23 protein-coding genes are annotated in these 21,629 nt (G+C 72.3%); 12 read left to right on the top strand and 11 right to left on the bottom strand.

What is annotated here, in order from left to right:
• Positions 1 to 133: 133 nt before the first annotated feature.
• The 4 genes from E1165_RS15385 to E1165_RS15370 all read left to right on the top strand — a co-directional run bounded on the left by E1165_RS15385 (position 134) and on the right by E1165_RS15370 (position 2,351).
• On the top strand, positions 134 to 619 hold the full coding sequence (locus E1165_RS15385; protein ID WP_132392003.1) for a GNAT family N-acetyltransferase: 486 nt from the start codon (positions 134 to 136) through the stop codon (positions 617 to 619).
• A 92-nt stretch (positions 620 to 711) separates the two neighbouring features.
• A complete protein-coding gene (locus E1165_RS15380; RefSeq protein WP_132392001.1) occupies positions 712 to 1,182 on the top strand; it encodes a MarR family winged helix-turn-helix transcriptional regulator in 471 nt (156 codons plus the stop codon).
• A 74-nt stretch (positions 1,183 to 1,256) separates the two neighbouring features.
• Positions 1,257 to 1,670: a DUF6069 family protein gene (locus E1165_RS15375; RefSeq protein ID WP_132391999.1), complete on the top strand. Its 414-nt coding sequence runs from the start codon at positions 1,257 to 1,259 to the stop codon at positions 1,668 to 1,670.
• Between the two features lie 249 nt (positions 1,671 to 1,919).
• Positions 1,920 to 2,351 (top strand): Hsp20/alpha crystallin family protein, encoded by a 432-nt coding sequence (locus E1165_RS15370; protein ID WP_132391997.1) that lies wholly within the window; start codon positions 1,920 to 1,922, stop codon positions 2,349 to 2,351.
• Between the two features lie 150 nt (positions 2,352 to 2,501).
• Here E1165_RS15370 and E1165_RS15365 read toward each other — a convergent pair whose 3' ends face one another.
• The gene (locus tag E1165_RS15365; RefSeq protein WP_243704789.1) at positions 2,502 to 3,674 is read right to left on the bottom strand and encodes a multidrug effflux MFS transporter; all 1,173 of its coding nucleotides are present in this window, start codon (positions 3,672 to 3,674) and stop codon (positions 2,502 to 2,504) included.
• A 107-nt stretch (positions 3,675 to 3,781) separates the two neighbouring features.
• On the opposite strand from E1165_RS15365, the gene E1165_RS15360 reads away from it, so the two are divergent.
• Together E1165_RS15360 and E1165_RS15355 are read left to right on the top strand one after the other, a co-directional pair.
• Positions 3,782 to 4,276 carry a MarR family winged helix-turn-helix transcriptional regulator gene (locus tag E1165_RS15360; RefSeq protein WP_132391993.1) on the top strand — a complete coding sequence of 165 codons (495 nt, stop codon included), beginning with the start codon at positions 3,782 to 3,784 and terminating at the stop codon, positions 4,274 to 4,276.
• Positions 4,277 to 4,556: 280 nt separating this feature from the next.
• Positions 4,557 to 5,549, top strand: coding sequence for a tyrosine-type recombinase/integrase (locus tag E1165_RS15355; protein ID WP_132391991.1), 993 nt, complete (start codon positions 4,557 to 4,559; stop codon positions 5,547 to 5,549).
• 99 nt (positions 5,550 to 5,648) lie between these two features.
• Here the strand turns inward: E1165_RS15355 and E1165_RS15350 are convergent, their stop codons facing one another.
• Together E1165_RS15350 and E1165_RS15345 are read right to left on the bottom strand one after the other, a co-directional pair.
• Positions 5,649 to 6,083 carry a DUF6194 family protein gene (locus tag E1165_RS15350; protein WP_165945230.1) on the bottom strand — a complete coding sequence of 145 codons (435 nt, stop codon included), beginning with the start codon at positions 6,081 to 6,083 and terminating at the stop codon, positions 5,649 to 5,651.
• Positions 6,084 to 6,174: 91 nt separating this feature from the next.
• The gene (locus E1165_RS15345) at positions 6,175 to 7,881 is read right to left on the bottom strand and encodes an acyl-CoA dehydrogenase family protein (RefSeq protein WP_132391989.1); all 1,707 of its coding nucleotides are present in this window, start codon (positions 7,879 to 7,881) and stop codon (positions 6,175 to 6,177) included.
• Positions 7,882 to 7,991: 110 nt separating this feature from the next.
• Here E1165_RS15345 and E1165_RS15340 point away from each other — a divergent pair, with 110 nt between their 5' ends.
• Positions 7,992 to 8,450, top strand: coding sequence for a hypothetical protein (locus tag E1165_RS15340; protein ID WP_132391987.1), 459 nt, complete (start codon positions 7,992 to 7,994; stop codon positions 8,448 to 8,450).
• Here the strand turns inward: E1165_RS15340 and E1165_RS15335 are convergent.
• The 3 genes from E1165_RS15335 to E1165_RS15325 are packed head-to-tail and all read right to left on the bottom strand — an operon-like array spanning position 8,447 to position 11,389.
• Entirely contained in the window at positions 8,447 to 9,163 is a 717-nt protein-coding gene (locus E1165_RS15335; protein WP_132391985.1) for a thymidine kinase, read from the bottom strand. The genes E1165_RS15340 and E1165_RS15335 overlap by 4 nt on opposite strands.
• Before the next feature lie 50 nt (positions 9,164 to 9,213).
• Positions 9,214 to 10,602, bottom strand: coding sequence for an MFS transporter (locus E1165_RS15330; RefSeq protein WP_132391983.1), 1,389 nt, complete (start codon positions 10,600 to 10,602; stop codon positions 9,214 to 9,216).
• A 19-nt stretch (positions 10,603 to 10,621) separates the two neighbouring features.
• Positions 10,622 to 11,389, bottom strand: coding sequence for a glycerophosphodiester phosphodiesterase (locus E1165_RS15325; protein ID WP_132391981.1), 768 nt, complete (start codon positions 11,387 to 11,389; stop codon positions 10,622 to 10,624).
• Positions 11,390 to 11,944: 555 nt separating this feature from the next.
• Here E1165_RS15325 and E1165_RS15320 point away from each other — a divergent pair.
• Positions 11,945 to 12,448 (top strand): hemerythrin domain-containing protein, encoded by a 504-nt coding sequence (locus tag E1165_RS15320; RefSeq protein ID WP_207916903.1) that lies wholly within the window; start codon positions 11,945 to 11,947, stop codon positions 12,446 to 12,448.
• Positions 12,449 to 12,472: 24 nt separating this feature from the next.
• On the opposite strand, the gene E1165_RS15315 is transcribed toward E1165_RS15320, so the two are convergent.
• Positions 12,473 to 13,246 (bottom strand): 1-acyl-sn-glycerol-3-phosphate acyltransferase, encoded by a 774-nt coding sequence (locus tag E1165_RS15315; protein WP_132391979.1) that lies wholly within the window; start codon positions 13,244 to 13,246, stop codon positions 12,473 to 12,475.
• 173 nt (positions 13,247 to 13,419) lie between these two features.
• Between E1165_RS15315 and E1165_RS15310 the strand changes: the two genes are divergently transcribed.
• Positions 13,420 to 14,832: a cytochrome ubiquinol oxidase subunit I gene (locus E1165_RS15310; protein ID WP_132391977.1), complete on the top strand. Its 1,413-nt coding sequence runs from the start codon at positions 13,420 to 13,422 to the stop codon at positions 14,830 to 14,832.
• A 14-nt stretch (positions 14,833 to 14,846) separates the two neighbouring features.
• Complete coding sequence (gene cydB, locus E1165_RS15305; protein ID WP_132391975.1) at positions 14,847 to 15,845, top strand: cytochrome d ubiquinol oxidase subunit II; 999 nt, start codon at positions 14,847 to 14,849, stop codon at positions 15,843 to 15,845.
• Between the two features lie 94 nt (positions 15,846 to 15,939).
• Here the strand turns inward: cydB and E1165_RS15300 are convergent, their stop codons facing one another.
• Both E1165_RS15300 and E1165_RS15295 read right to left on the bottom strand, forming a co-directional pair.
• On the bottom strand, positions 15,940 to 16,623 hold the full coding sequence (locus tag E1165_RS15300; RefSeq protein WP_132391973.1) for a hypothetical protein: 684 nt from the start codon (positions 16,621 to 16,623) through the stop codon (positions 15,940 to 15,942).
• Between the two features lie 67 nt (positions 16,624 to 16,690).
• Positions 16,691 to 17,152, bottom strand: coding sequence for a peroxiredoxin (locus tag E1165_RS15295; protein ID WP_132391971.1), 462 nt, complete (start codon positions 17,150 to 17,152; stop codon positions 16,691 to 16,693).
• A 226-nt stretch (positions 17,153 to 17,378) separates the two neighbouring features.
• Between E1165_RS15295 and E1165_RS15290 the strand changes: the two genes are divergently transcribed.
• Positions 17,379 to 18,104: an SDR family NAD(P)-dependent oxidoreductase gene (locus E1165_RS15290; RefSeq protein WP_132391969.1), complete on the top strand. Its 726-nt coding sequence runs from the start codon at positions 17,379 to 17,381 to the stop codon at positions 18,102 to 18,104.
• A 94-nt stretch (positions 18,105 to 18,198) separates the two neighbouring features.
• On the opposite strand, the gene E1165_RS15285 is transcribed toward E1165_RS15290, so the two are convergent.
• Positions 18,199 to 19,392 carry an endo-1,4-beta-xylanase gene (locus tag E1165_RS15285; RefSeq protein WP_132391967.1) on the bottom strand — a complete coding sequence of 398 codons (1,194 nt, stop codon included), beginning with the start codon at positions 19,390 to 19,392 and terminating at the stop codon, positions 18,199 to 18,201.
• 420 nt (positions 19,393 to 19,812) lie between these two features.
• Positions 19,813 to 20,475 carry a formylglycine-generating enzyme family protein gene (locus E1165_RS15280; RefSeq protein WP_207916902.1) on the bottom strand — a complete coding sequence of 221 codons (663 nt, stop codon included), beginning with the start codon at positions 20,473 to 20,475 and terminating at the stop codon, positions 19,813 to 19,815.
• 140 nt (positions 20,476 to 20,615) lie between these two features.
• Here E1165_RS15280 and E1165_RS15275 point away from each other — a divergent pair, with 140 nt between their 5' ends.
• Positions 20,616 to 21,608, top strand: coding sequence for a tyrosine-type recombinase/integrase (locus E1165_RS15275; RefSeq protein ID WP_132391965.1), 993 nt, complete (start codon positions 20,616 to 20,618; stop codon positions 21,606 to 21,608).
• Positions 21,609 to 21,629: the final 21 nt, after the last annotated feature.

The raw sequence follows: 21,629 nt of genomic DNA, 5'->3' as shown, positions 1-21,629 counted from the left end.
CGCGTCAGTGCGAGCGGTGGTCGGCTGGTGACCGCCTCGCCCTGTGAACCGTTCGCGTCGCAGCCAAACGACCCGAGCGGCGCGTGGATCAATCCGGTGGCGGCGACGGTGGGTGGCCACCTACCCTGCTGCCGTGCTGATCCGGGGCTTCGACGAGGGCGACTGGCCGGCGGTGCGGACGATTGTCGAGGAGGTCGTCCGGGCCGGTGACACCTTTCCGTACGACCCGGCATGGCCCGACGCGGTGTTGCGGGAGGTGTGGCTGGAGGCCGCGCCGGGCCGTACCGTCGTCGCGGTCGACGGCGACCGTGTTCTCGGCACGGCGAAGATGGGCCGTAACCGGCCGGGCCCCGGCCGGCACGTCGCCACGGCCAGCTTCATGGTCGCGACGGACGCGCGGGGTCGGGGCGTGGGCCGGGCATTGGCCACGCACGCGCTGGCCTGGGCCCGTGAGCAGGGGTACGCGGCGATGCAGTTCAACGCGGTGGTCGAGGGCAACGAGGCCGCGGTGGGGCTGTACCGGCGGCTCGGGTTCGCCGTGGTGGGCACGGTGCCGGAGGCCTTCGACCACCCGACCCGCGGACGGGTGGGCCTGCACGTCATGCACCGGTTCCTGTGACCCGTGGTGGCTGATGGTCGGGCCCGTCAGGCGCCTTGAGGGTGGAGCCGTCGAGCGACCCGAGCCCGGGACGATCTTGTTAGCCTTCGACCATGACCTCGTGCGCTCCGGGCGGTGGCCCCGACCTGATGTTCCTGCTGTCGTGGGCCAGTAACGCGCTCATGGTCGAGCACGCCGCCGGCGTGGCGCAGCTGGGCATCTCCCCACGGGCACACTGTGTGCTGCTCAAGGCGCGCCCGGGTGGGCTAACCCAGCGCCAGGTCGGTGACCTGTGCGGCATCGACAAGACCACCATGGTCGTCACGCTCGACCAGTTGGAGGCTGCCGGTCTGGTGCGTCGCCGACCGTCGCCGACCGACCGTCGCGCCCGGCTGATCGAGGTCACCGCCGAGGGTGAGCGGGTGCTCGAGCGCGCGCAGGAGATCGCCGCGGAGATCCAGCGGGATGTGCTGTCGGCGCTGCCCGAGACTGACCGCGAGGTGTTCCTTCGGTCGATCAGCAGCCTGGTCGCCGGCCGGCTCGCCGGCGGTGGCTGCGGCCCGGGGAGCCGCCCCGCCTGTTAGTTAGGTGCCACATAGTTCATAGTCAGATTATCTGCTACGGTCGTATGTGTTCGTCCGTCGACTGAGGAGCACGCATGACCGCGACCGCCCACCCCTCCACCGTGAACCCGCCCCTGCGTCGACGCGCCCTCGGCGTGGCCGCCGCCGTCCTGGCCCCCGCGCTCGTCTGGGTGATCGGCGCGATCGCCGGGGTCGACTACACCGTCGTGAACCCCGGTCAGCCGGCCTTCGTGGTCGGGCTCGCCCCCGTGGTGATCTTCTCCCTCGGCTCTGCGCTGGTCGGCTGGCTCGGGTTGGTCGTCCTGGAGCGCCTGGTCCGCCGGCACGCCGCCGTGATCTGGACCGCCCTCGCCGCGGCGCTGACCCTGCTCTCCCTGATCCCCGTCGTCGCCACCGAGGCCAGCGTCGGCGCCAAGGTCGCGCTGGGTGTCGCGCACCTGGCCGTCGCGGCGCCACTGGTCGCGTTGCTGCCCGCCCGCTCCCGCTGAGCGCGCACCCGCGGTGTCCGTTCGCGGAACACGCCGGGCGGGCGGCGGCCGCCACGGTCGCCGCCCGCCCGGCGTGTGGCGGCCAATCCCGCGCACGTGAGGGAAGGTGGCGGGTCGACGCGTGGTCCGAGAGGCTTCTCCCGTCGGGTTGACGACGGCCGTCGCGCGCGCTACATACTGAAGAGGAAGTTGAGCCAACCAGGCTCAACCTGAGAACCTTCGGCCCGAGGAAACCGAGGAGGCACGACCATGCTGATGCGTACCGACCCCTTCCGCGAGATCGACCGGATCGCCGAGCAGTTCTTCGGCACCCCCAACCGACCGGCCGTGATGCACATGGACGCCTACCGCGACGGCGACCACTTCTACGCCGCGTTCGACCTGCCCGGCGTCGACCCGGACAGCATCGACTGCACCGTGCAGCGCAACGTGCTGACCGTACGCGCCGAGCGCCGTCGCCCCACCAGCGACAAGGTGGAACTGGTCGCCGCCGAGCGCCCGATGGGCACCTTCAGCCGGCAGTTGTTCCTCGGCGACACCCTCGACACCGACCGGCTGGAGGCCGGCTACGACAACGGGGTGCTGACGCTGCGCATCCCGATCGCGGAGCGGGCCAAGCCGCGCCGGGTCACCATCACCGCGGGCAGCAACGGCAACGGCCACAAGCAGCTCACCGCCTGACCGTCAGTCCGGCGGCGGGAGCTGCCTGGGGCTCACGCCGCCGGACTGGCGCCCCTCCATCCCACCGGCCGGCCCCGACCGAGACCGTCGGGTGGCCCGGACCAAGGACCCGACGAACGGGTTTGGCGCCGCACGCCTGCGCGCAGGCGTTCACCGGCGGGCGCCGAGGACGACCAGGGCGGCCACGGAGCACACCAGCATGGTGGTGGCCATGGCCGTGGCGGTGACGTGACCGGGCAGGCTCATCGCAGAGGCGGCGAGGCTGCCGACAAGGAATTGCAGCAGTCCTTGCAGGGAGGAGGCCGCGCCGGCCGCGGAGCCGTGGCCGGCCATGGCCAGGGAGGTGGCGTTGGCCAGCACGACGCCCAGCATGGACACCACCGTGAACAGGCAGGCCAGCAGCAGCGGTAGGGGGAGGTCGAGCGTGACGCTGGTCAGGACGCCGGTGGAGCCCAGGGCGGCCACCGCCAGGCTGGCGCGTAGCAGGGTGTGCGCGGTGGCGACGCGCCCGACGAGCAGGCCGCCCGCCTGCCCGAGCAGCACGATGCCCAGGCCGTTGAGGCCGAAGACGAGGCTGAACTGCTGGGCCGTCAGCCCGTAGGTGTCCTGCAGGACGAACGACGAGCCGGAGATGTAGGCGAAGACGGCGGCGAACATCAGCGCCGCCGCGAGCACGTACCGCAGGTAGTGCCGGTCGGTGACGAGCATCCGGAAGGTCCGCAGCGCCGCGCGCAGGTGAGCCGGCGCGCGGTCGCCGGCCGGCAGGGACTCGGGCAACGCGACGACGACCGCGAGCAGCAGCACGGCACCGACGGCGGCCAGCGTGAGGAACACCGCTCGCCAGGAGGCGACGGTCAGCAGCTGGCCGCCGATGACAGGCGCCACGATCGGAGCCACGCCGTTGATGACCATGAGGGTGGAGAAGAACCGGGTCAGGGCGGTGCCGTGGAACAGGTCACGCACGACGGCGCGGGCCAGGACCATGCCCGTCGCGGCGCCCAACGACTGCAGGATCCGGCCACCGATCAGCCAGCCCGCGGTGGGCGCGAGCGCGCACCACAGCGACCCCACGACGTACACGGTCGTGCCGACCAGCAGGGGCCGTCGTCGGCCCCACGTGTCCGACAACGGGCCGACGACGACCTGGCCGACCGCGAGGCCGACGACGAACACCGTCAGGGTCAACTGGACCGTCGGCGCGCTGGTGCGCAGCTCGGACGCCATGACCGGCATCGCCGGCAGGTACATGTCGATCGTGAGCGCGCCGAAGGCGCTCAGCGAGCCGAGGATGAGCGCCAGCCGGCCCCGGCGCCCCGTCGTCACCGGCCTCACGGGGCCTGCGCCGTCAGCCGTCGGGGCCGTCCTTCCGTCTTCCACACCGCGAGTTATGGGCACATAGTTATGATGCCATAATCCACTAGGATGACGCCATGTCCCGTGACACGAACACCGCCGCCGCAGGCGCGGTCGACGCCGAGGGCCCGCTCGCGGATCTGGCCGATCTGATCCTCAACATCGGCCGGCTGGTGCGCGCCCGTACGCCGGAGGGTCCGCAGGTGGTGCCGTTGACCGAGACGGAACGGCAGGTCATGCGGGTCGTGGATCTACATCCCGGAGCTGCTCCCAGCGAGATCGCCCGTCGTGCCGGGTTGCAGCGCACGAATGTCAGCACGGCTCTGCGAAGCCTCGAGGGCAAGGGCATGGTCGCCCGCACCGCCACCATGGGGCGGCGAATCGCCGTGCGTCCGACCGAGCTCGCCGCGACCAACCTGCGGGTGCTGCGAACCGCCTGGGCGCGGGAACTCGCCGGCGTCCTGGGCGACGACCTCGACACCGTCCGACAATGCGCCGACCTGCTCAGCCGCCTGGAGCGGCGCCTCACCGCCGACGACCTCACCGCCGACGACCACCCAGACGGGCGGTAGACCCCCCACGCGGACCCACCGATCGCCCCGTTAGCCGTCGACCGCGCACCAGCGGACAACTCCGCCAGCTCGGCGCTGCTGTTTCCCCGGGGGCGTGCAGAGCCACGAGGTGCACCCTCTGTCACGCCCGGATCCAGCTCCGCGCCGCGTGCCGCCCCCAGCCGGTCCGGCCAGGGCATCGAGGCGGACAGTGTCTGGCGCCCGCGGCAGCCGGTGCCCCACGCATCGCCTCGGGCGCGCCTCGTGGTGAAACACCGCCGCACCTGAGAACCTTTTTCACATGCGTTCCGACCTCGTCCTGCCCGCCACCGCGCCCCGGCCGGCGCTACCGAGCGCCCCGGTCGACTTCACCGAGGCGTGGCTGCGCAACCGGCGGCTGTCGGAGCACACCCGCGACGCCTACCGGCGGGACATCGCCGGCTGGCTGGCCTGGTGCGCCGGCCGGGAACTGGACCCACTGGCGGCCAACTTCCTCGACGTCAACGCCTACGCCCGGCAACTGGAGTCCACCGTGGGCGCGCGGACCGGCCGCCCGCTGACCCCGGCGACCGTCGCCCGCAAGCTCTCCGCCCTGTCCAGCTGGTACGAGTTCCTGGTCAAGCTGCGGGCCGTCGAGGCGAACCCGGTCTCCGGCGCGGACCGGCCCCGCATCGACCGGGACCACTCGGCCACCGTGGGGCTGACCCCGGACGAGGTGGACGCCCTGCTGGCCGCCGCCGACGCGGACACCGGCCCGACCGCCGCCCGCAACCGGGCCGCGATCGCACTGCTGGCCGACCTGGGGCTGCGGGTCGGCGAACTGGTCTCACTCGATTTGGCCGATCTCGGGGCCGAACGCGGGCACCGCAGCGTACGGTTCGTCGGCAAGGGCGGCAAGCCACGCCGCCGGGCCCTCACCCCCGGCACCGCGTACGCGCTCGACGCGTACCTGGCCGCCCGGGCCGCCGCCCAGGGGGTGCCGGTGCAGCAGCTCACCGGGCCGCTGCTGGTCACCGCGTCCGGGGCACGGCTGGACCGGCACTCGGTGTTCCGGCTGGTGCGCCGCCTCGCCCGCGCCGCCGGGATCCCTGCGGCGGCGAAGCTGTCGCCACACTCGCTGCGGCACGCCTTCGCCACCACGGCCCGCGCCGAGGGGGTGCCGCTGGAGGACGTGCAGGACGCGATGGGTCACGCCGACCCGCGCACCACCCGCCGGTACGACCGGGACCGGCACAACCTCGACCGCGACCCGGCGTACGTCATCTGGGCGGCCCGCGCCCGCCGGCGCGGCTGACCGGGGCACGCCTGGCGGGGCACGGCCAGCCGCGATCCGGTCAGCCCCGCGGGCGGGGGCAGATGCCGACCGTCAGTCCACCGGCCGTGTCCGACAGGTTCATGATCCCCGTCGGCGGTGGTTGTCGTACTTGCGCACGGCGAACGCGTACGCCTCGTCGAGCAGGTCCCGGACCAGGGCCTCGGTGCCCGCACCCGGGTTCACCACGCACACCCAGCGCTGCGGCGCGTAGACCGGGTGCGGCAGCAGGGTGTCGACCACGCGGTGATCCACGTCGACGGGGACGGTCGGGAACAACCGGGCGTACCGGGCCCGGGTCAGGCCGATGTTGAGCCGCCACGCGCCCGGCCGGTCCAGGGCCGAGGCGCTGTCGTACTCGTGGTCACCGGTGACGATCGTGGCGAACGGCATCCGTCGCGAGTCGGGCAGGTCGCGCCACGGGTCGTAGATGAAGAAGGTGTCGCCCCGGGCCTCGGGCGCGTCGACCCCCTCGAAGGTGTCGCGGATGTAACGAATCATCTCATCGGCGGTCATGCCTCAATTTTCTCATTGATGTTCCTTGTGAGACTTGAGCCGTGATCCGCGCACAGATCGCGGCTCAAGTCTCCAATCCGGTGCCAGCCTCTCAGCAGAGTGCGTCGAGGTGTTCGTGTGCGTCGGCGGCGATGTCCTCGTGCCGCAGCCACCGGCGCGCCCACAGCCGGGCGGCCACCTCGGCCCGGTCGTCGCCCCACGCCGCCTGCTCCACCAGCAGCGCCGTGGCCAGCGCGTACGACATCCGCAGCGCCAGCCCTCGCGCGCCGGCGACCACGGTGACCGCCCGCATGTCGGCGCTGACCTCGGTGAGCGCGGCGCGTAGCTGCCGGGTGGCCGAGGCGAGGGTGCCGGCCACCGCCGGTGACAACCGGCGGGCCAGGTCGGTGGCCTCGGCGAGGCGGCGCAACAGCGGCGCGCCGGCGTCCTCCCGGGCCACCGCGCGCAGCACGTCCACCGCGAGCACGTTGCTGGTGCCCTCCCAGATCGGCAGCACCTGCGCGTCGCGCAACAGCCGCGGCACGCCGGTGTCCTCGACGTACCCGGCGCCACCGAAGGCCTCCACGTACTCGCTGGCCGAGGCCACGGCGAGCCGGCCGGTGGCGAGTTTGGCCAGCGGTGCGACCACCCGCAACTCGGCGGCGGCAGCCGGGTCGGCACCCACCTCCGCCCGGCCGAGCAGCGCGAACGCGTGACCGGCGAGCACGAACGCGCCGGCCGCGTCGACGGCGAGGGCGCCCAGGGTGGCCCGGTGCAGCGGGTTGTCCGCCAGCGACCCACCGGCGACGTGCCGGGCCCGCGCGTACGCCCGAGCCAGGGCCAGGCCGCGCCGCATGCCACTGGCGGCGGCGTTGGCGTTGTGCACCCGGGTCACCACCACCAGGGTCATCGCCCGGACCAGGCCGGGCACCGCCGGGTCGCCCAGCGGCACCGCGTACGCGTCGCGCAGCCCGATCTCGGCGGTGGGTAGCGCCCTGGTGCCGAGCTTGTCCTTGAGCCGGCGCACGGTCACCCCGGGCGCGGCAGCGTCCGCCGGCACGCTGGCTCCCGCCAGAGGCGAGTCGGCGGCGTAGCGGGGAACCAGGAACGGCGCGAGCACGCGGCTGCCCCGGCCGGCGCCCTCGGGACGCGCCAACGCCACGGCCACCGGCGCGTCGGCCGCGGAGCAGAACCACTTCTCCCCGGTCAGCCGCCACGACCCGTCGGCGGCGGGCCGGCCGGTTGTGGTGGACCGGGACAGGTCGGAGCCGCCCTGCGACTCGGTCATCCACTGCCCGGACACGATCGCGGTGTCCGGGTCGGTGCAGGTCAGCCGGGGCAGCCAGGCATCCCGGACGCCCGCGTCGACCTCCGGCAGGCTGAGCAGCGCCGCCGCGCCGTCGGCCATCGCCACCGGACAGGAGAAGGTCGCCGACTCCGGGGCGTACAGGTGCAGCAGGGCGTGCTGGACGACGCGGGCCGCGGCGCCCCACGTGCCGCGCGCCGACTCCAGGTACGGCAGGGCGACGACGGCGTGCCGGGCGGCGGCGGCGCGCTGGGCGTGCCAGCCGGGGGAGGTGTCGATCCGGTCGACCCGGGCGCCCCACGGGTCGTAGCGGACCAGGGTGGGCGGATGTGCCTCGGCGTCGGCGTGCGCGGCGCGCAGCGGGCCGCTCACGGCGGCGGCCAGGTCGGTCAGGCGGTCCCGCGCGGCGGCGTGCCCGGCGGGGCCGAGCTGGCGTTCCAGCCAGGACCGCAGCAACGGGTCGTCGGCGTACGGGTCGTCGGGGGCGGGTGCCGGCTGCACGTAGCGGCTCATCCGTCGCTCCTTCTCCGGGTGTGCGCCGACGGTAGACGGTCGCCACCGGCCGGCGCGACCGGGTCGATGTGCCTGCGGGAGGGCCGGCCGGACGCATACGGTCGCAGGTGATGGGCGGCGAGCAGGGGTGGACCCGACCGGCCCGGCCACGCCGGCCGGTGCGTACCTCTCTGCTGCTCGGTGGTTTCGCGATCCTCCTGTGCCTGGTCGGGGCGGCCGGGTTGGGCGCGTGGAACGTGCAGGTGGTCACGGGGGCAAGCGGCCCGGTCCGGCAGACCGCCGACGGGTTTCTGCGGGAGTTGTCCGCCGGCGAGGTCGAGCAGGCCTACGAACGGCTCTGCGCGCGGGCCCGGGAGAGGTGGAGCGAGGTCGGCTTCACCGGCTGGGTGCGTACCCCGCCCGTGGTCAGCGGCTACGAGATCCAGCGTGTGTCGGTGCGGACGAAGGCCGGCCGTCCGGTCGGTGAGGTGGCCGTCCGGTTGACCCGCGAGGGCGGGGCCGGTGAGCAGCGGGTCCTGTCGGTGGTGAAGGAGGACGGCGGCTGGCGGGTGTGCGGGGATCCGTTCTAGGCGCGTGGGCCGAGGTCGCCGGAGCGGTAGTGCCGCCGGCACAGCACCTGGTAGCGCACCTCGGCGGTCTGCACGGTGTCGCCGATGACGACCTGCTCGCCCTCGCGGACCACCCGCCCGCCGACGACCCGGGCGTTGAGCAGTCCCTCCCGGCCGCACCAGCACAGCACCTCGACCTGGATGCGGGCCACCTCGTCGGCCAGCTCGAACAGCCGCTGCGCGGCGGGGAACAGGCAGGAACGGAAGTCGGTGGCCAGGCCGAAGGCGTACACGTCGACGTCGAAGCTGTCGACCAGTTCGGCCATCTGCTCGACGTGCGCCACGTCGTAGAACGACGCCTCGTCGCAGATCAGGTAGTCGACGCGTACCCCTTCGGCCCAGCTGTCGCGGACCAGGGCGCGCAGGTCGAGGGAGTCGGTGACCTCGACGGCGGAGTGGGCCAGGCCGATGCGGCTGGTGACCTGGGGGCCCAGTGACCGGTCGATGCGGGTGGTGACCAGGCCGCGACGACCCTGCCGGGCGTGGTTGTAGTTCATCTGCAGGGCCATGGTGGACTTGCCGCAGTCCATCGGCCCCCAGAAGAACTTCAGCGCGGCGGCGTGCAACGGTCGCCCGTCGACGCCCCTTGCGGCGGCGCATCCGGTGAGGCCCTCGTCCGGGCCCGGGAGCGGGCGGGCCAGGCAGGTCGGGGTGGCAGCGGCGTCGTCGGTCACGTCGGGGCAGCCTAGCCGATCGAACCGCCCCGATCGGGCCGGTCGGGCGTCTAGAGCACCCGGGGCGGGGTGTTGCCGGCGGCGATGATGGCCCGCCGTATCGGCACGGCGGCCAGCAGCGCGAACCCGACCACGAAGAAGATCAGCAGGGAGACCAGCCCCACCCGGTAGGAGGCGGTGAGCTGGAACACCAGGCCGAAGGCGAGCGGTCCGAGCCAGCTGGTTCCCTTGTCGCTGATCTCGTAGAAGCCGTAGTACTCGCCCTCCTTGCCGGCGGGAATGAGCTGGCTGAACAGGGACCGGCTCAGCGCCTGGCTGCCACCGAGGACCAGACCGATCGCCGCGCCGAGGAGCATGAACGGCAGCGGCGCCTCGGCGGGCAGCCGGAACGCCGCGACGATCACACCGGTCCACAGCGCCAGGGACAGCAGCACCGTCTTCCACGCGCCGATGCGCCGGGCCAGCGCGCCGAGCAGCAACGCGCCGCCGAAGGCGAGGAACTGCACCAGCAGGATGGTGACGATCAGGGTGCTCTGCTCCAGCTTCAGCTCCTCGGTGCCGTACTGGCTGGCCAGGGTGATCACGGTCTGGATGCCGTCGTTGTAGACCAGGAAGGCGAGCAGGAAGAACAGCGTCAGCGGGTACGCCTTGATCTCGCGCAATGTCCGGCCGAGCTGCCGGAAACCGTCGGTGAGCACGTTGCCGCCGCCGGCCAGCGCCGCGGCGGTGGGGCGCTCCCGCAGCCAGCGCAGCGGCACCAGGGTGAACACCGCCCACCACACGCCGGCGGACACGATGGACCAGCGGGCCAGGTCCAGGGAGCGCTGCGGGTTGCCCTCCTCGCCGAGCAGGGAGACCGCGACCAGGTTCAGCGCGAGCAGCAACCCGCCGCCGAGGTAGCCGATGGCCCAGCCTCGGCTGGAGATGCCGTCGCGTTCGTCGGGGCCGCCGAGCTGCGGCAGGAACGAGTTGTAGACGACCACCGCCGCGCCGAAGGCGATGTTGGCGATCAGGAACAGCGCGCCGCCGAGCAGGTACCGCTCGCCGGTGACGAAGGCCATCGCGATGGTCGCGCCCGCGCCGGTGAAGGCCGCGCCGGCCAGCAGCCGCTTCTTGTGCGCCGACCGGTCGGCGATCGCCCCGACGACCGGCAGCACGAAGACGGTGAGGAACACCGACAGCGAGATCAGGTACGGGTAGTAGGAGCCGGCCGCGACCCGGATCCCCAGCGGGCGCACGTAGCCGTCGCAGCTGTCCGCGCCGAGTTCGCAGCCGGCCGCCAGCTCGGTGACGGTGGTGAGGAACGGACCGAGGAAGACCGTGATGACGGTGGTCTGGAAGGCCGAGTTGGCCCAGTCGTAGAGGTACCAGCCACGGCGTTCCCGACGGGTGCTCGCCGGCGGTGGCTCCTGCACCGCGGGGGTGACGGTCTCGGCCATCGGGTTCCTTTGCCGGTACTCAGGCGGCCCAGTGGCCGCGGCTGCGGTACACGTCGCGCAGCACGCCGACGTGATCGGTCATGATGCCATCCACACCACGATCAAGTAAGTCGTGCATCTCGGCAGGTTCGTCGATCGTCCAGACGTGCACCTGCAGGCCCAACCGGTGACAGTGGGCGAGGAACCGGCGGTCCACCACCGGTACCCGCCCGTAGCGCGGCGGCACCTGCGCGGCGACCACCGAGGGCGGCAGCCGCAGCCGCCACCCGTGCAGCGACGCCAGCCGCAGCCGCGCCACCCCGCGCATACCGAGGCCCGTCGCGACCCGCCCCTCGGTCAGGGCCCGCAGCCGGATCAGCCGGGCGTCGCTGAAGGACGCCAGCAGCACCCGCTCGGCCGCGCCCGCCCGCGTCACCGTCTCGACCGTCGGCTCGACGCCGCCGTCGGCCTTGACGTCGATGTTGAACCGGACCTGCGGCCAGGCCGCCAGCACCTCGTCGAGCCGGGGTACGACGGCCGCGCCACCCACGCGTACCGAGGTCAGGTCCGCCCAGCGCAGGTCGGCGAGGCGTCCCCGCTGGCCGGTGAGGCGTTGCAGGGTGGCGTCGTGGAACACCACGGCCACCCCGTCGGCGGTGGCGTGCACGTCGGTCTCCAGGTACCGGTAGCCGAGGCCGACCGCCCGCGCGAACGCCTCGACGGTGTTCTCGTCACCGTCGGCGGCGCCCCCTCGGTGGGCGAAGGCCAGCGGCGCGGGGGAGTCGAGGTAGCCGTACCGGGTCAGCACGCGAGGCAGTATGCCCGCCCGTCGTGGCCGGCAGGTGACCGGCTGACGGCCAGCCCTGTCGCCCGGCCCCACCACATCACCGGTCGCAGCCCGGGGGGGTTGCGCGGTGGGCGATTGACCGGGGCGCGACCGGATCCTAGGGTCGATGTCGTGACTGCCGGGTCGGCCATCAGAGGCCACGAGCGGACAGGGCACCCGGCTGGCGCGTGAGCCCCGGGTGGGCCCGGGGCCCGCCGTCCACCGCGGTTGACCGCCCGGTCGCGGGCGTCTCACCCCCGGCTCTTCCACCGTCGACGCGTGTCGTCGCCGTGCCCTGCTGTCTTCTTCCACACCCAACCCCTTCTTCCACACCCACACCGCGCCGCCGCGCGGCGCGCACGCCTTCCCGGGAGCACCCACACGCATGCCGTACGCCATCAATCACGCTGTCATCGAGGAGTTCCGCGCCAACGCCGGCCGGGTCGGAGGCTGGTTCGAGAGGACGGCGTCTTCACCTACCAGGCCCGCGCCGAGGTCCTCACCGGCGGCGACCGCGACCGCGCCTTCGCCCGCGCCGTGGAGGCCGACCCCGGCTGGGCCGAGTACCAGCGTCAGTCCGGGCGGACCCTGCCGGTGGTGGCGCTGTCCCCGGTGCCGGGCCCGCCGACGCCGCCGCCCGGCCCGCCCGGCGCCGCGCTGGTGGCGGTGCACGACGCGTTCCGGCGGGAGCTGGCGCTGATCCGGCAGGAGGTGGCCGCGGCCGGGCCGACGGTCGGCGCGCAGATGCGGGTGACGTGCCTGACCATCTGTGAGGGGCTGCGTGGGCACCACGAGCGGGAGGACGCCGGCATGTTTGCCTGGTTGGCCGCCCACCGCACGGATCTCGCCCCGGTGCTGGCCCGTCTCGACGCCGAGCACCGGGCGATGGCGGCACTGCTGGACGAGTTGCGGATCGTGCTGGCCACCCCGGCGGTCGACCGGGAGGTGCTGCGCGCCGAGGTGGAGCGCCTGACCGGCCAGGTGGAGGCGCACCTGGCGTACGAGGAGGAGCACCTGGTGCCGCTCCTGAACGCCGGCTGACCGCGCCGCCGCCGTCCGCCGGGCTCAGTCCGGTGGGCGGCGGCGGTGGGCGCGGCTGGTGTCGACCGGGCGGCCGGGATCCACGTGCCGGGGGCGGTCCGGTTCGTCCGGGCGTAGCGGGACGAGGGCCTCGGTGACGGCGTCGATGATCCGGTCGGTGCCGCGCCGGGCGGCGCCGGGTGTGTCGGGGTCGAGGTCGCGCAGGTCGAGGGGGGCGGCGAAGCGGATCCTGATGACCGGGCGGCGCAGCAGCGCGCGGACGACGCCTCGCAGCATCCCCTTCGGCGTTCGGTAGGGGAGCACCTCGTGGGAACCCCACTGGGCGACCGGCACGATCGGCGCGCCGCTGGCGAGGGCGAGCCGGGCGGTGCCGGTCTTGCCGCGTTCGGGCCACATGCCGGGGTCGAGTCCGATGCGCCCCTCGGGATAGACCAGCACGACCGATCCGGCGGCGAGGGCCGCGGTGGCGTCGTCGAGGGCCCGGTGCACGGCGTCGGTGCCCCGGTCGACGCGCAGGTGTCCGGCGTGGCGCATGAGCGGACCGATGACGGGGGTGCGGAACAGCCCGCCGGTGGCCATGATCCGTGGTGCGATGCCCCGGGTGCGACAGGCCGCCGCCAGCACGATCGGGTCGAACGGGCTGATGTGGTTGGCGGCCAGGATCAGCGGGCCGTGGCGCAGGTGCCGCGGCACGTCGCCGGTGACCTCGAGCCGGGCGAGCAGGGTCACGGCGGCGTGGGCGAGGGCCTGGGCGGCACGCCAGAACGCCGGCGGCCGCCATGGGTTGGTGGTCTCCATCAGGAGTGGATGGTCGCACGGCGTGCCGGCGGGCGGAGAGCACCCGGGACGGGCGGCGAGGTGATCAAGGTCATGGTTCCCGGGCCGGTCCGAGCTCTCCCGCCCCGCCGTATCTCCTACGACAGCAAGTAGTATTTACTACGTCTTGTAGTACGACTATCAGGGGGTCACCGGTGGACGCGTTGGACGTCGCCCGCTGGCAGTTCGGTGTCACCACCGTCTACCACTTCCTCTTCGTGCCGTTGACCATCGGCCTGTCGGTCCTGGTGGCCATCCTGCAAACGCTGTGGCGCCGCACCGGCAACGAGCGCTACCTCAAACTCACCAAGTTCTACGGCAAACTCTTCCTGATCAACTTCGCGATGGGCGTCGTCACCGGCATCGTGCAGGAATTCCAGTTCGGCATGAACTGGAGCGACTACTCCCGCTTCGTCGGCGACATCTTCGGCGCCCCACTGGCCATCGAAGCCCTCGTCGCCTTCTTCCTCGAATCCACCTTCATCGGCCTGTGGATCTTCGGCTGGGACCGGCTGCCCCCACGACTGCACCTGGCCAGCATCTGGGCCGCCGCCATCGGCACCAACCTCAGCGCCTACTTCATCCTCGCCGCGAACTCGTTCATGCAGAACCCCGTCGGCTACCGGATCAACCCCGACACCGGACGCGCCGAACTGACCGACTTCCTCGCCGTGCTCACCAACAAGGTCGCGCTGATCACCTTCCCGCACACCCTGGCCGGCTCCTTCCTCGTCGCCGGCTCACTGGTGCTCACCGTCGGCCTCTGGCACGTCATGCGCCACCCCGACAGCGCCGACACCAGCACCTACCGCTTCGCCACCAGATTCGGCGCCTGGGTCGTCATGACCTCCACCGCACTGGTCCTGATCACCGGCGACATCCAGGGCAAGATCATGACCCAGGTCCAGCCGATGAAGATGGCCGCCGCCGAAGGCCTCTACACCACCGAGAGCCCCGCCTCGTTCTCCGTACTCACCATCGGCAGCCTCGACGGCAGCCGCGAACTGTTCGCCATCAAGATCCCCTACCTGCTGTCGTACCTCGGCACCGGCGACCCCCACGGCACCGTGCACGGCATCAACGACCTCCAGGCCCAGTACGCCAGCCAGTACGGCGCCGGCAGCTACACCCCGATCATCCCGGTCACCTACTGGAGCTTCCGGTTCATGGTCGGCTTCGGGTTGGCCGCCGCCGCGATCGCCCTGCTGATCCTCTGGGCCCAACGCAAGGGCCGCACCCCCACCAGCCGCTGGCTGCTGCGCGCCGGCCTGATCCTGCCCGTGCTACCCCTGCTGGCCAACTCCTTCGGCTGGATCTTCACCGAGATGGGCCGCCAACCCTGGATCGTCTTCGGCGAGATGCTCACCCGCGACGGCGTGTCCCGCAGCGTCTCCCTGACCGAGGTGCTGACCTCCTTCACCGCCTTCACCCTCGTCTACGCCACCCTCGCGGTCATCGAGTGCAAACTGCTGATCCGCTACGCCCGCGCCGGCGTCCCCGACGTCACCCCCACACCCGTGACCGACGACACCGACGACACCGAGCGCCCGCTCGCCTTCGCCTACTGACCCCGGAGCCCGTCGTGGACCTGACCACCATCTGGTTTCTCCTCGTGGCCGTGCTCTTCACCGGCTACTTCATCCTCGAAGGCTTCGACTTCGGCGTCGGCATGCTGCTGCCCGTCCTCGGCCGCGACGACCGGGAACGCCGAGTCCTGATCAACACCATCGGCCCCGTCTGGGACGGCAACGAGGTCTGGCTGATCACCGCCGTCGGCGCCATGTTCGCCGCCTTCCCCGAGTGGTACGCCACCCTGCTCTCCGGCTTCTACCTGCCGATGCTGCTGATCCTGCTCGCCCTCATCGCCCGCGGCGTCGCCTTCGAGTACCGGCACAAGCGCCCCGAGGCGCAGTGGAAACACCGCTGGGACACCGCCATCGTCGTCGGCTCCCTCGTCCCGGCGATCCTGTGGGGCGTCGCCTTCGCCAACATCCTGCGCGGCGTACCCCTGGACGCCGACCACGAGTACGCCGGCGGCCTGTTCAACCTGCTCAACCCCTACGCCCTGCTCGGCGGAGCGACCACCGCGGCGCTGTTCCTCACCCACGGCGCGGTGTTCATCGCTCTCAAGACCACCGGCGACATCCGCCAGCGGGCCGGCGTCCTCGCCGTGCGCCTCGGCGCCGGCACCACCGCCGTCACAGTGGCGTTCCTGGCCTGGACGCTGACCATCCGCGCCAGCGCCGCCGCCGTCGTGCTCGCCGCCGGCGCGGCCCTCGCCCTGCTCGGCGGGCTCGCCGCCGCCCGGGTACGCCGCGAGGGCTGGGCCTTCACCGGCACCGCCGCGGCCATCGGCCTGGCCGTGGCCACCCTGTTCGCCGCGCTGTTCCCGACCGTGCTGCCATCCACCCTGGACCCGGCCGGCACCCTGACCGCCACCAACGCCGCCGCCACCCCCTACACCCTGACGATCATGAGCTGGGTGGCGGTCCTGTTCACCCCGATCGTCCTGGCCTACCAGGGCTGGACCTACTGGGTGTTCCGCAAACGGATCGGCGTCGCCAACATCCCCCGACACTGACCCACACCGGCAGGTGGCGGCACCCCGCAACCAGGGACACCGCCACCTGCCGCAACCAGGTGTCGACCAACCGGCACCACACCCGGCGGCGACGTCAGCCCGCCTCGCGCAACTCCGCCAACCGCGCCTCGATCTCGGCCAACTCGGCGCGCAGCTTCTCCGCCTGCTGCTCGGCCTCGGCCCGCTCCGCGGCCAGGATCTGCTCCACCGCCTCCTGCACCCCCGGCACGTCCACCAACGCCACCATCCGCAACGCCTCGGCCGGCTTCACCACGTACGGCTTGGCGAGAGCCTTCGTGCCCTGCTGCGCCGCCACCGTCCACTCACCGTCGGCGTAGGCGAGCGTGACCGTCAAACCCGCCGGCCCCTTCGGCTTGACCGCCTTCACCGGCCGCCGCGGCGCCGGCTTCGGCTCCGCCTGCTGTTCCACCCTCGGCTCCTCCCGACGCGGTGCCGGCACCGGCGGCGTGTCCAACACGAACTCCGGCGCCACCGCCGCCTCCTCGACCGGCGGCTCCGGCTTCGCCTCCACCGCTCTGCGTCCCGCCCCCCTCGGGGCGATCGCCACGTCAGCGGGGGAGAAGGGCAACTCGTCCCGACCGAACCGCACCACCACGAACTCGTCGGAGACCGCCGGGTCGGTCAACTCCACCACCTGACCGACCTGCCCGGCGATCTGCCCCGCCGAGACGGTGAACACCACCTTGGGTCTGCGACCCGCCGCCAACGCCTCCCGGATGCCCCGCACCTCGTCATCGGACAAACCCTGGCCCGCCATCACAGCCCTCTTCCGTACACGTGTTTGATTCCGCCCTTGATACCAGCCGGCTGCGACAGAGAAAAGATCAGCCCCCGAGTGCCCGCAACGCCTGATCGGCGTGACCGTTCATGTCCAGCTCACTGTGGATCACCGCGAGGACCCGACGGTCCGCCCCGATCACAAAGGTCATCCGCCGCGTGCCCAACGGCCCCAACGGCAGCCGTCGCCGCACCCCGAACACCTCGGCCACCCGCCCGTCGGCATCCGACAACAACGGAAAGTCGAACCCGTGCCGCCGGGAGAACTCCGCCTGCCGGTCCACCGGATCCCGGCTGACGCCCACCCGGCAAGCGCCCACCGCCGCGAACTCCGCCGCCAGATCCCGGAAATGACAACTCTCCACCGTGCATCCCCGGGTCATCGCCGCCGGGTAGAAGAACAGCACCACCGGACCCGTCGCCAGGAACTCCGACAGCCGCCGGGGCGTACCCGTCTCGTCCGGCAACTCGAAGTCCTCGACCAGGTCACCGACACCCACACCGCGCACCGCGCACCTCCGCCTCACCGCACCCCGACGCGCAGAGCCTAGAGCCCGCCACGAAACGCCCGCGGCCACCCGTCAACAGCGGTGCCGGAAGGAGCGGTGTACCCCAATGTCGCGATGACCCGAGCCACCCGGCAACTCGTCATCCCCACCCGACCTCACACCACCACGCCGTCAGCAACCCGCCCGGTAGGGTCACCACCATCGGCCGGGGCAGGAGAGAGGACCGTTGACAGTCACCATCATCACCGGCGGCAGCCGCGGCATCGGCGCCGCCGTCGCCCGCCGGATCGCCACCGACGGCCACCACATCGCCATCGGCTACCGCCGCGACCACGACGCCGCCCGACACGTCGTGGCCGACGTCCGCGCCCGGGGCCGCCACGCCGTCGCCGTACCCGCCGACACCACCGACCCCGACCAGGTCACCCGGCTCTTCGACGCCGCCGAAGAACTCGGCCCACTCACCGGCCTGGTCAACAACGCCGGCGTCACCAGCCCCATCGGGCCCTTCACCGACCTGCGCGTCGACGACCTACGCCACGTCGTCGACGTCAACCTCATCGGCTACGTCCTCTGCGCCCAGCAGGCCGCCCGCCGCCTCACCACCGGCGGCGCCATCGTCAACATCTCCTCGGCCGCCGCCACCCTCGGCAGCCCCGGCGAGTACGTCCACTACGCCGCCGTCAAGGCCGCCACCGACACCCTCACCATCGGCCTGGCCAAGGAACTGGCGCCGCACGGCATCCGCGTCAACGCCGTCGCCCCCGGCACCATCCGCACCGACATCCACACCCTCTCCGCGATGCCCGACCGCCCCGACCGCGTCGCCCACCGCATCCCGATGGGCCGACCCGGCGAACCCGACGAGGTCGCCGGAGCCGTCGCCTGGCTGCTCAGCCCCGACGCCTCGTACACCACCGGCGCTGTCCTGCGCGTCGCCGGCGGCATCTGAACGACCCGCGACCGCCACCCCGCACACCACAGAGGACACCGAACCGGGTCCGGCGGCACGACGACTGACCGCGCGCCACCGGACCCGGACCGCCCTAGCGACGCGGACGGTGCGTCGCCCGGGGCAGGACGTACGGCGGGCCGGCGAAGACCAGGTCAGACCTGATCTCCTGGTACGCCCGCTTCGGCCGGTACTGCTCGTCGTACAGGGTGGCCATACCCTGCGGCGGATCCTTGAACGTGCCAGGCACCCAGGAGTGCCGGTCGGTGAAACCCCACACCGTGTACGACAGGCAGTGCCGGTCGGCCAGACACGCCTTCATCAGCACACTGAAGTTGGCCGCGGACGCCTGCAAGCGCGGGTTGATCTCCTCGGCGTCACCCGCCAGCACACCGTCGGTGAGCCGGCTCCGCACGTCGACCTCGGTGAACGCGGTGGCCAGACCGAGAGCGGAGAACCGCTTCAGCGCCGCGGTCACCTGGAACGTGTCGTAGTTGGGGTACTGGGTACCGAGGTGGCCCTGGCTGCCGACACCGTCGATCGGCACGCCCTCGGCCAGCAGACGCCTCGCCATGTCGTACACGAACTGGGTCTTGTCGTTGGCCGGATCACCCGACCCGAAGGCCTCGATGTTGTAGTCGTTGTAGAACAGCAACGCCTTCGGGTCCGCCGCCCGCGCCCAGCGGAACGCGTCGGCGATGTACCCGGGCCCCAGGTGCTGGGCCCAGAAACCCTTGTAGTGCAACGTGGGCGGGGTGTCCCACGGATCACTGACGGCCTCGTTGACCACGTCCCACTGCCAGATCCGGCCCCGGTAGCGGCTGACCACGGTGGTGATGTGCCTCCGCAGTAACTCGCGCAGCTCCGTGCGGGTGATCGAACCGTCGGCCACCCCACTGGTCAGCCAGCCGGGCACCTGGTTGTGCCAGACCAGGACGTGCCCACGGACCCGCTGGCCGTTGCGCCGGGCGAAGTCGACCAACGCGTCGGCCTGGGCCCAGTTGTAGTTGCCCCGGGTCGGCTCCAGGCTCTCCCACTTCATGACGTTCTCGGCGGTCACCGACGAGAACTCCGAAGCGGCGAGCTGACGGTACTTCGGGTTGTTCGGGTCGGCGAGGGCGTCCATGTCGACCGCGGTGCCGATGTACAGGCCGTGGCGCTGCCCGAGCGCGCCCAGGCTCTGTGCGGTCGGGTCGTACGGGCGGCTGGCCGTGGCCGGCAGGGTGTTGAGCACCGCCGCGGTCGCGACGGCGACTGCGGCGACGGCTGTCCACCGTCTCAGCTTCATCTGCTGTCCTTCCGGAGTGGACCGCCGTGGCGCCGGGAGAATGCGGGACTCCACGGCGCCGCAGCGGTGCCGTGCGGGGAAAGCTCGGGGGCGTGCGGCCGCGAGCGCCACCGATAGTTCCGGATCGATTTCCGCAACTAGAACGAAACGTTAGGAGCGCCGGACCGGCCGGTCAACCACGAAGATTTCCGGAAGTTGCCCGGGCGTCGCTGCTCGCCGCTTCACGTCGCACTCCGGAAGTTCCGACAGATCCCGACCCGAAGCCGGTTTGCCAGGCGGGTCCGGACCGTCCGTCCAGGCGCGTGGCCGGGTCGCCTGCCAGCGGGCCGGACAGCCGCCAGAAAGGTTCGATAATGTACATTATGTCAAGTAAGGTGTCGGGGTCCTTCCCCGGTAGCGGTGGACCAGCCCTGCGCGGCGTCAACGCGGGCTGCGCGCGATGCGGAACCCCAGGTCGTCGATTCGGAGCGTCGGGTGGCTGCGGCGGCGTACCGAGGCCCGGCAGCTCCAGGGCTGGTCGAACCAGCCACCACCACGCAGCACGCGGTAGCTGTCGTAGACCTCGGCGTCGTAGATGTCCCAGCACCATTCCCAGACGTTGCCCAGCATGTCGTACAGACCCCACGCGTTCGGTTGCCTGCCGCCGACGGGATGGGGCCGCCCCTCCGCGTTGCCGCGGTGCCAGGCGATCTCGTCGAGCGGGCCGTATCGGGGGCCGGTCGTACCGGCCCGGCAGGCGTGCTCCCACTCGGCCTCGGTCGGTAGTCGGTACCCGCCGGTCCCGTCCGCCTCGACGCCATCGTCGTCGAGGCGGTACACGGGCGGCAGACCTTCTTGCCGGGACAGGCTGTTGCAGAACCGCACCGCGTCCCGCCACGACACGCTCTCCACGGGCAGCCGGTCGCCTCCGGCGGCGCTCGGCCACTGGCCGGTGACCCGGGCGTAGAGCGCCTGGGTCACCGGGACCGCGGCGAGTTGGTACGGCGCGAGGTCGACCGACCAGTGGGACCGCGTCCGCCGGTCGGACACCGTCACCCTGCCCGCTGGAATGGCGATCATGTCGAGTGCCTGGTCATCGTCCATCGACACGTGATCTTACCGACCGCCCGCCCGGCCCTTGTTTGCCTGAACCGTCGCCTCCCGGCCGCCACCGACGCACGCCGCGAGCCGGTCCACCCCCTGCTCGATCGACCAGAAGGCGAGAATCATGCATAATATCCCTTATGCATGACAAACAGGGCGAATCGGTAGAGAACCTGATCGAGGAGTTCCTGACCGCCCGAGCCACCCGCAAGCCCTCCCCCCACACCCTCGAGGCGTACCGGCGGGATCTGCGCACCGTGGCGACGCTGGACGGCGAGGTCAGCACCCCTCCCCTCCCCCTCGCCCAGGTCATGGTCGTCGACCTCTCCCCCCGCCTGATGCGCGCCGCGTTCGCCCGCTTCGCCGTCCCCCGGGCCGCGGCGTCGGTGCACCGGGCCTGGTCGAGCTGGAACGCGTTCTTCACCTTCCTGGTGGCCGAAGGAGTGGTAGCCGGCAATCCGATGCCGGCGGTGGGCCGTCCGCGTACCCCGCTGTCCCAACCGAAGCCACTGCGCGGCGACGACACCCCCGAGCAACTGCTGGCGTCGGTGGCGCACGAGGACGCCCGGCAGCGGGATCCGTGGCCGGAGCGGGACGTGGCGGTGCTGGCGTTGGCGCTGTGCGCGGGTTTGCGCCTGTCGGAGCTGCTGGCGTTGCGGGTGTCGTCGGTGGCGGGTCGGCCGGGCGAGCGGCGGGTGGACGTGGCGGGCAAGGGTGGCCGGCCGCGGGTGGTGCCCGTCGAGCCGGAGTTGGACCGGGTGCTGGTGACCTATCTGGAGAGCCGGGCGCGGCGGTTCGGTTCGCGTACGGTGCGGCCGGACTCGGCGTTCCTGGTGGATCGGCGTGGTGAGCCGCTGCGCCGGGGTGGGTTGCAGTACCTGGTGGACTCGTGTTACCGGCGGGCGGGCGTCGGTGACCGGGTGCCGCGCGGCGCGCGGCTGCACGCGTTGCGGCACACGTTCGCGACGCGGTTGGCGGAGGACGGGGCGAGCGCGGCGGAGATCATGCGGTTGCTGGGTCATGCGTCGTTGGCGTCGTCGCAGACGTACATCGAGGTGACGGCGGGTCAGCAGCGGGCGGCGGTGCGGTCGAACCGGACGCACCGGGTGTTGTCGGGGTTGTTGGGGCCGTGATCGGCGGGCGCGGGGCTGCCC

The organism is Micromonospora sp. KC723, from assembly GCF_004348595.1.
Classification (GTDB): domain Bacteria; phylum Actinomycetota; class Actinomycetes; order Mycobacteriales; family Micromonosporaceae; genus Micromonospora.
This window is presented reverse-complemented; position numbering and strand designations above follow the sequence as displayed.

Bases quoted from the DNA above. Each gene is read 5' to 3' on its own strand.
- E1165_RS15360 (WP_132391993.1), top strand. From the start codon at position 3,782: ATGTCCCGTGACACGAACACCGCCGCCGCAGGCGCGGTCGACGCCGAG.
- E1165_RS15315 (WP_132391979.1), bottom strand. From the start codon at position 13,246: ATGGAGACCACCAACCCATGGCGGCCGCCGGCGTTCTGGCGTGCCGCC.
- E1165_RS15285 (WP_132391967.1), bottom strand. From the start codon at position 19,392: ATGAAGCTGAGACGGTGGACAGCCGTCGCCGCAGTCGCCGTCGCGACC.
- E1165_RS15340 (WP_132391987.1), top strand. From the start codon at position 7,992: ATGGGCGGCGAGCAGGGGTGGACCCGACCGGCCCGGCCACGCCGGCCG.
- E1165_RS15370 (WP_132391997.1), top strand. From the start codon at position 1,920: ATGCTGATGCGTACCGACCCCTTCCGCGAGATCGACCGGATCGCCGAG.
- E1165_RS15275 (WP_132391965.1), top strand. From the start codon at position 20,616: ATGCATGACAAACAGGGCGAATCGGTAGAGAACCTGATCGAGGAGTTC.
- E1165_RS15380 (WP_132392001.1), top strand. From the start codon at position 712: ATGACCTCGTGCGCTCCGGGCGGTGGCCCCGACCTGATGTTCCTGCTG.
- E1165_RS15350 (WP_165945230.1), bottom strand. From the start codon at position 6,083: ATGACCGCCGATGAGATGATTCGTTACATCCGCGACACCTTCGAGGGG.
- E1165_RS15375 (WP_132391999.1), top strand. From the start codon at position 1,257: ATGACCGCGACCGCCCACCCCTCCACCGTGAACCCGCCCCTGCGTCGA.
- E1165_RS15355 (WP_132391991.1), top strand. From the start codon at position 4,557: ATGCGTTCCGACCTCGTCCTGCCCGCCACCGCGCCCCGGCCGGCGCTA.
- E1165_RS15330 (WP_132391983.1), bottom strand. From the start codon at position 10,602: ATGGCCGAGACCGTCACCCCCGCGGTGCAGGAGCCACCGCCGGCGAGC.
- E1165_RS15300 (WP_132391973.1), bottom strand. From the start codon at position 16,623: ATGGCGGGCCAGGGTTTGTCCGATGACGAGGTGCGGGGCATCCGGGAG.
- E1165_RS15280 (WP_207916902.1), bottom strand. From the start codon at position 20,475: ATGGACGATGACCAGGCACTCGACATGATCGCCATTCCAGCGGGCAGG.
- E1165_RS15345 (WP_132391989.1), bottom strand. From the start codon at position 7,881: ATGAGCCGCTACGTGCAGCCGGCACCCGCCCCCGACGACCCGTACGCC.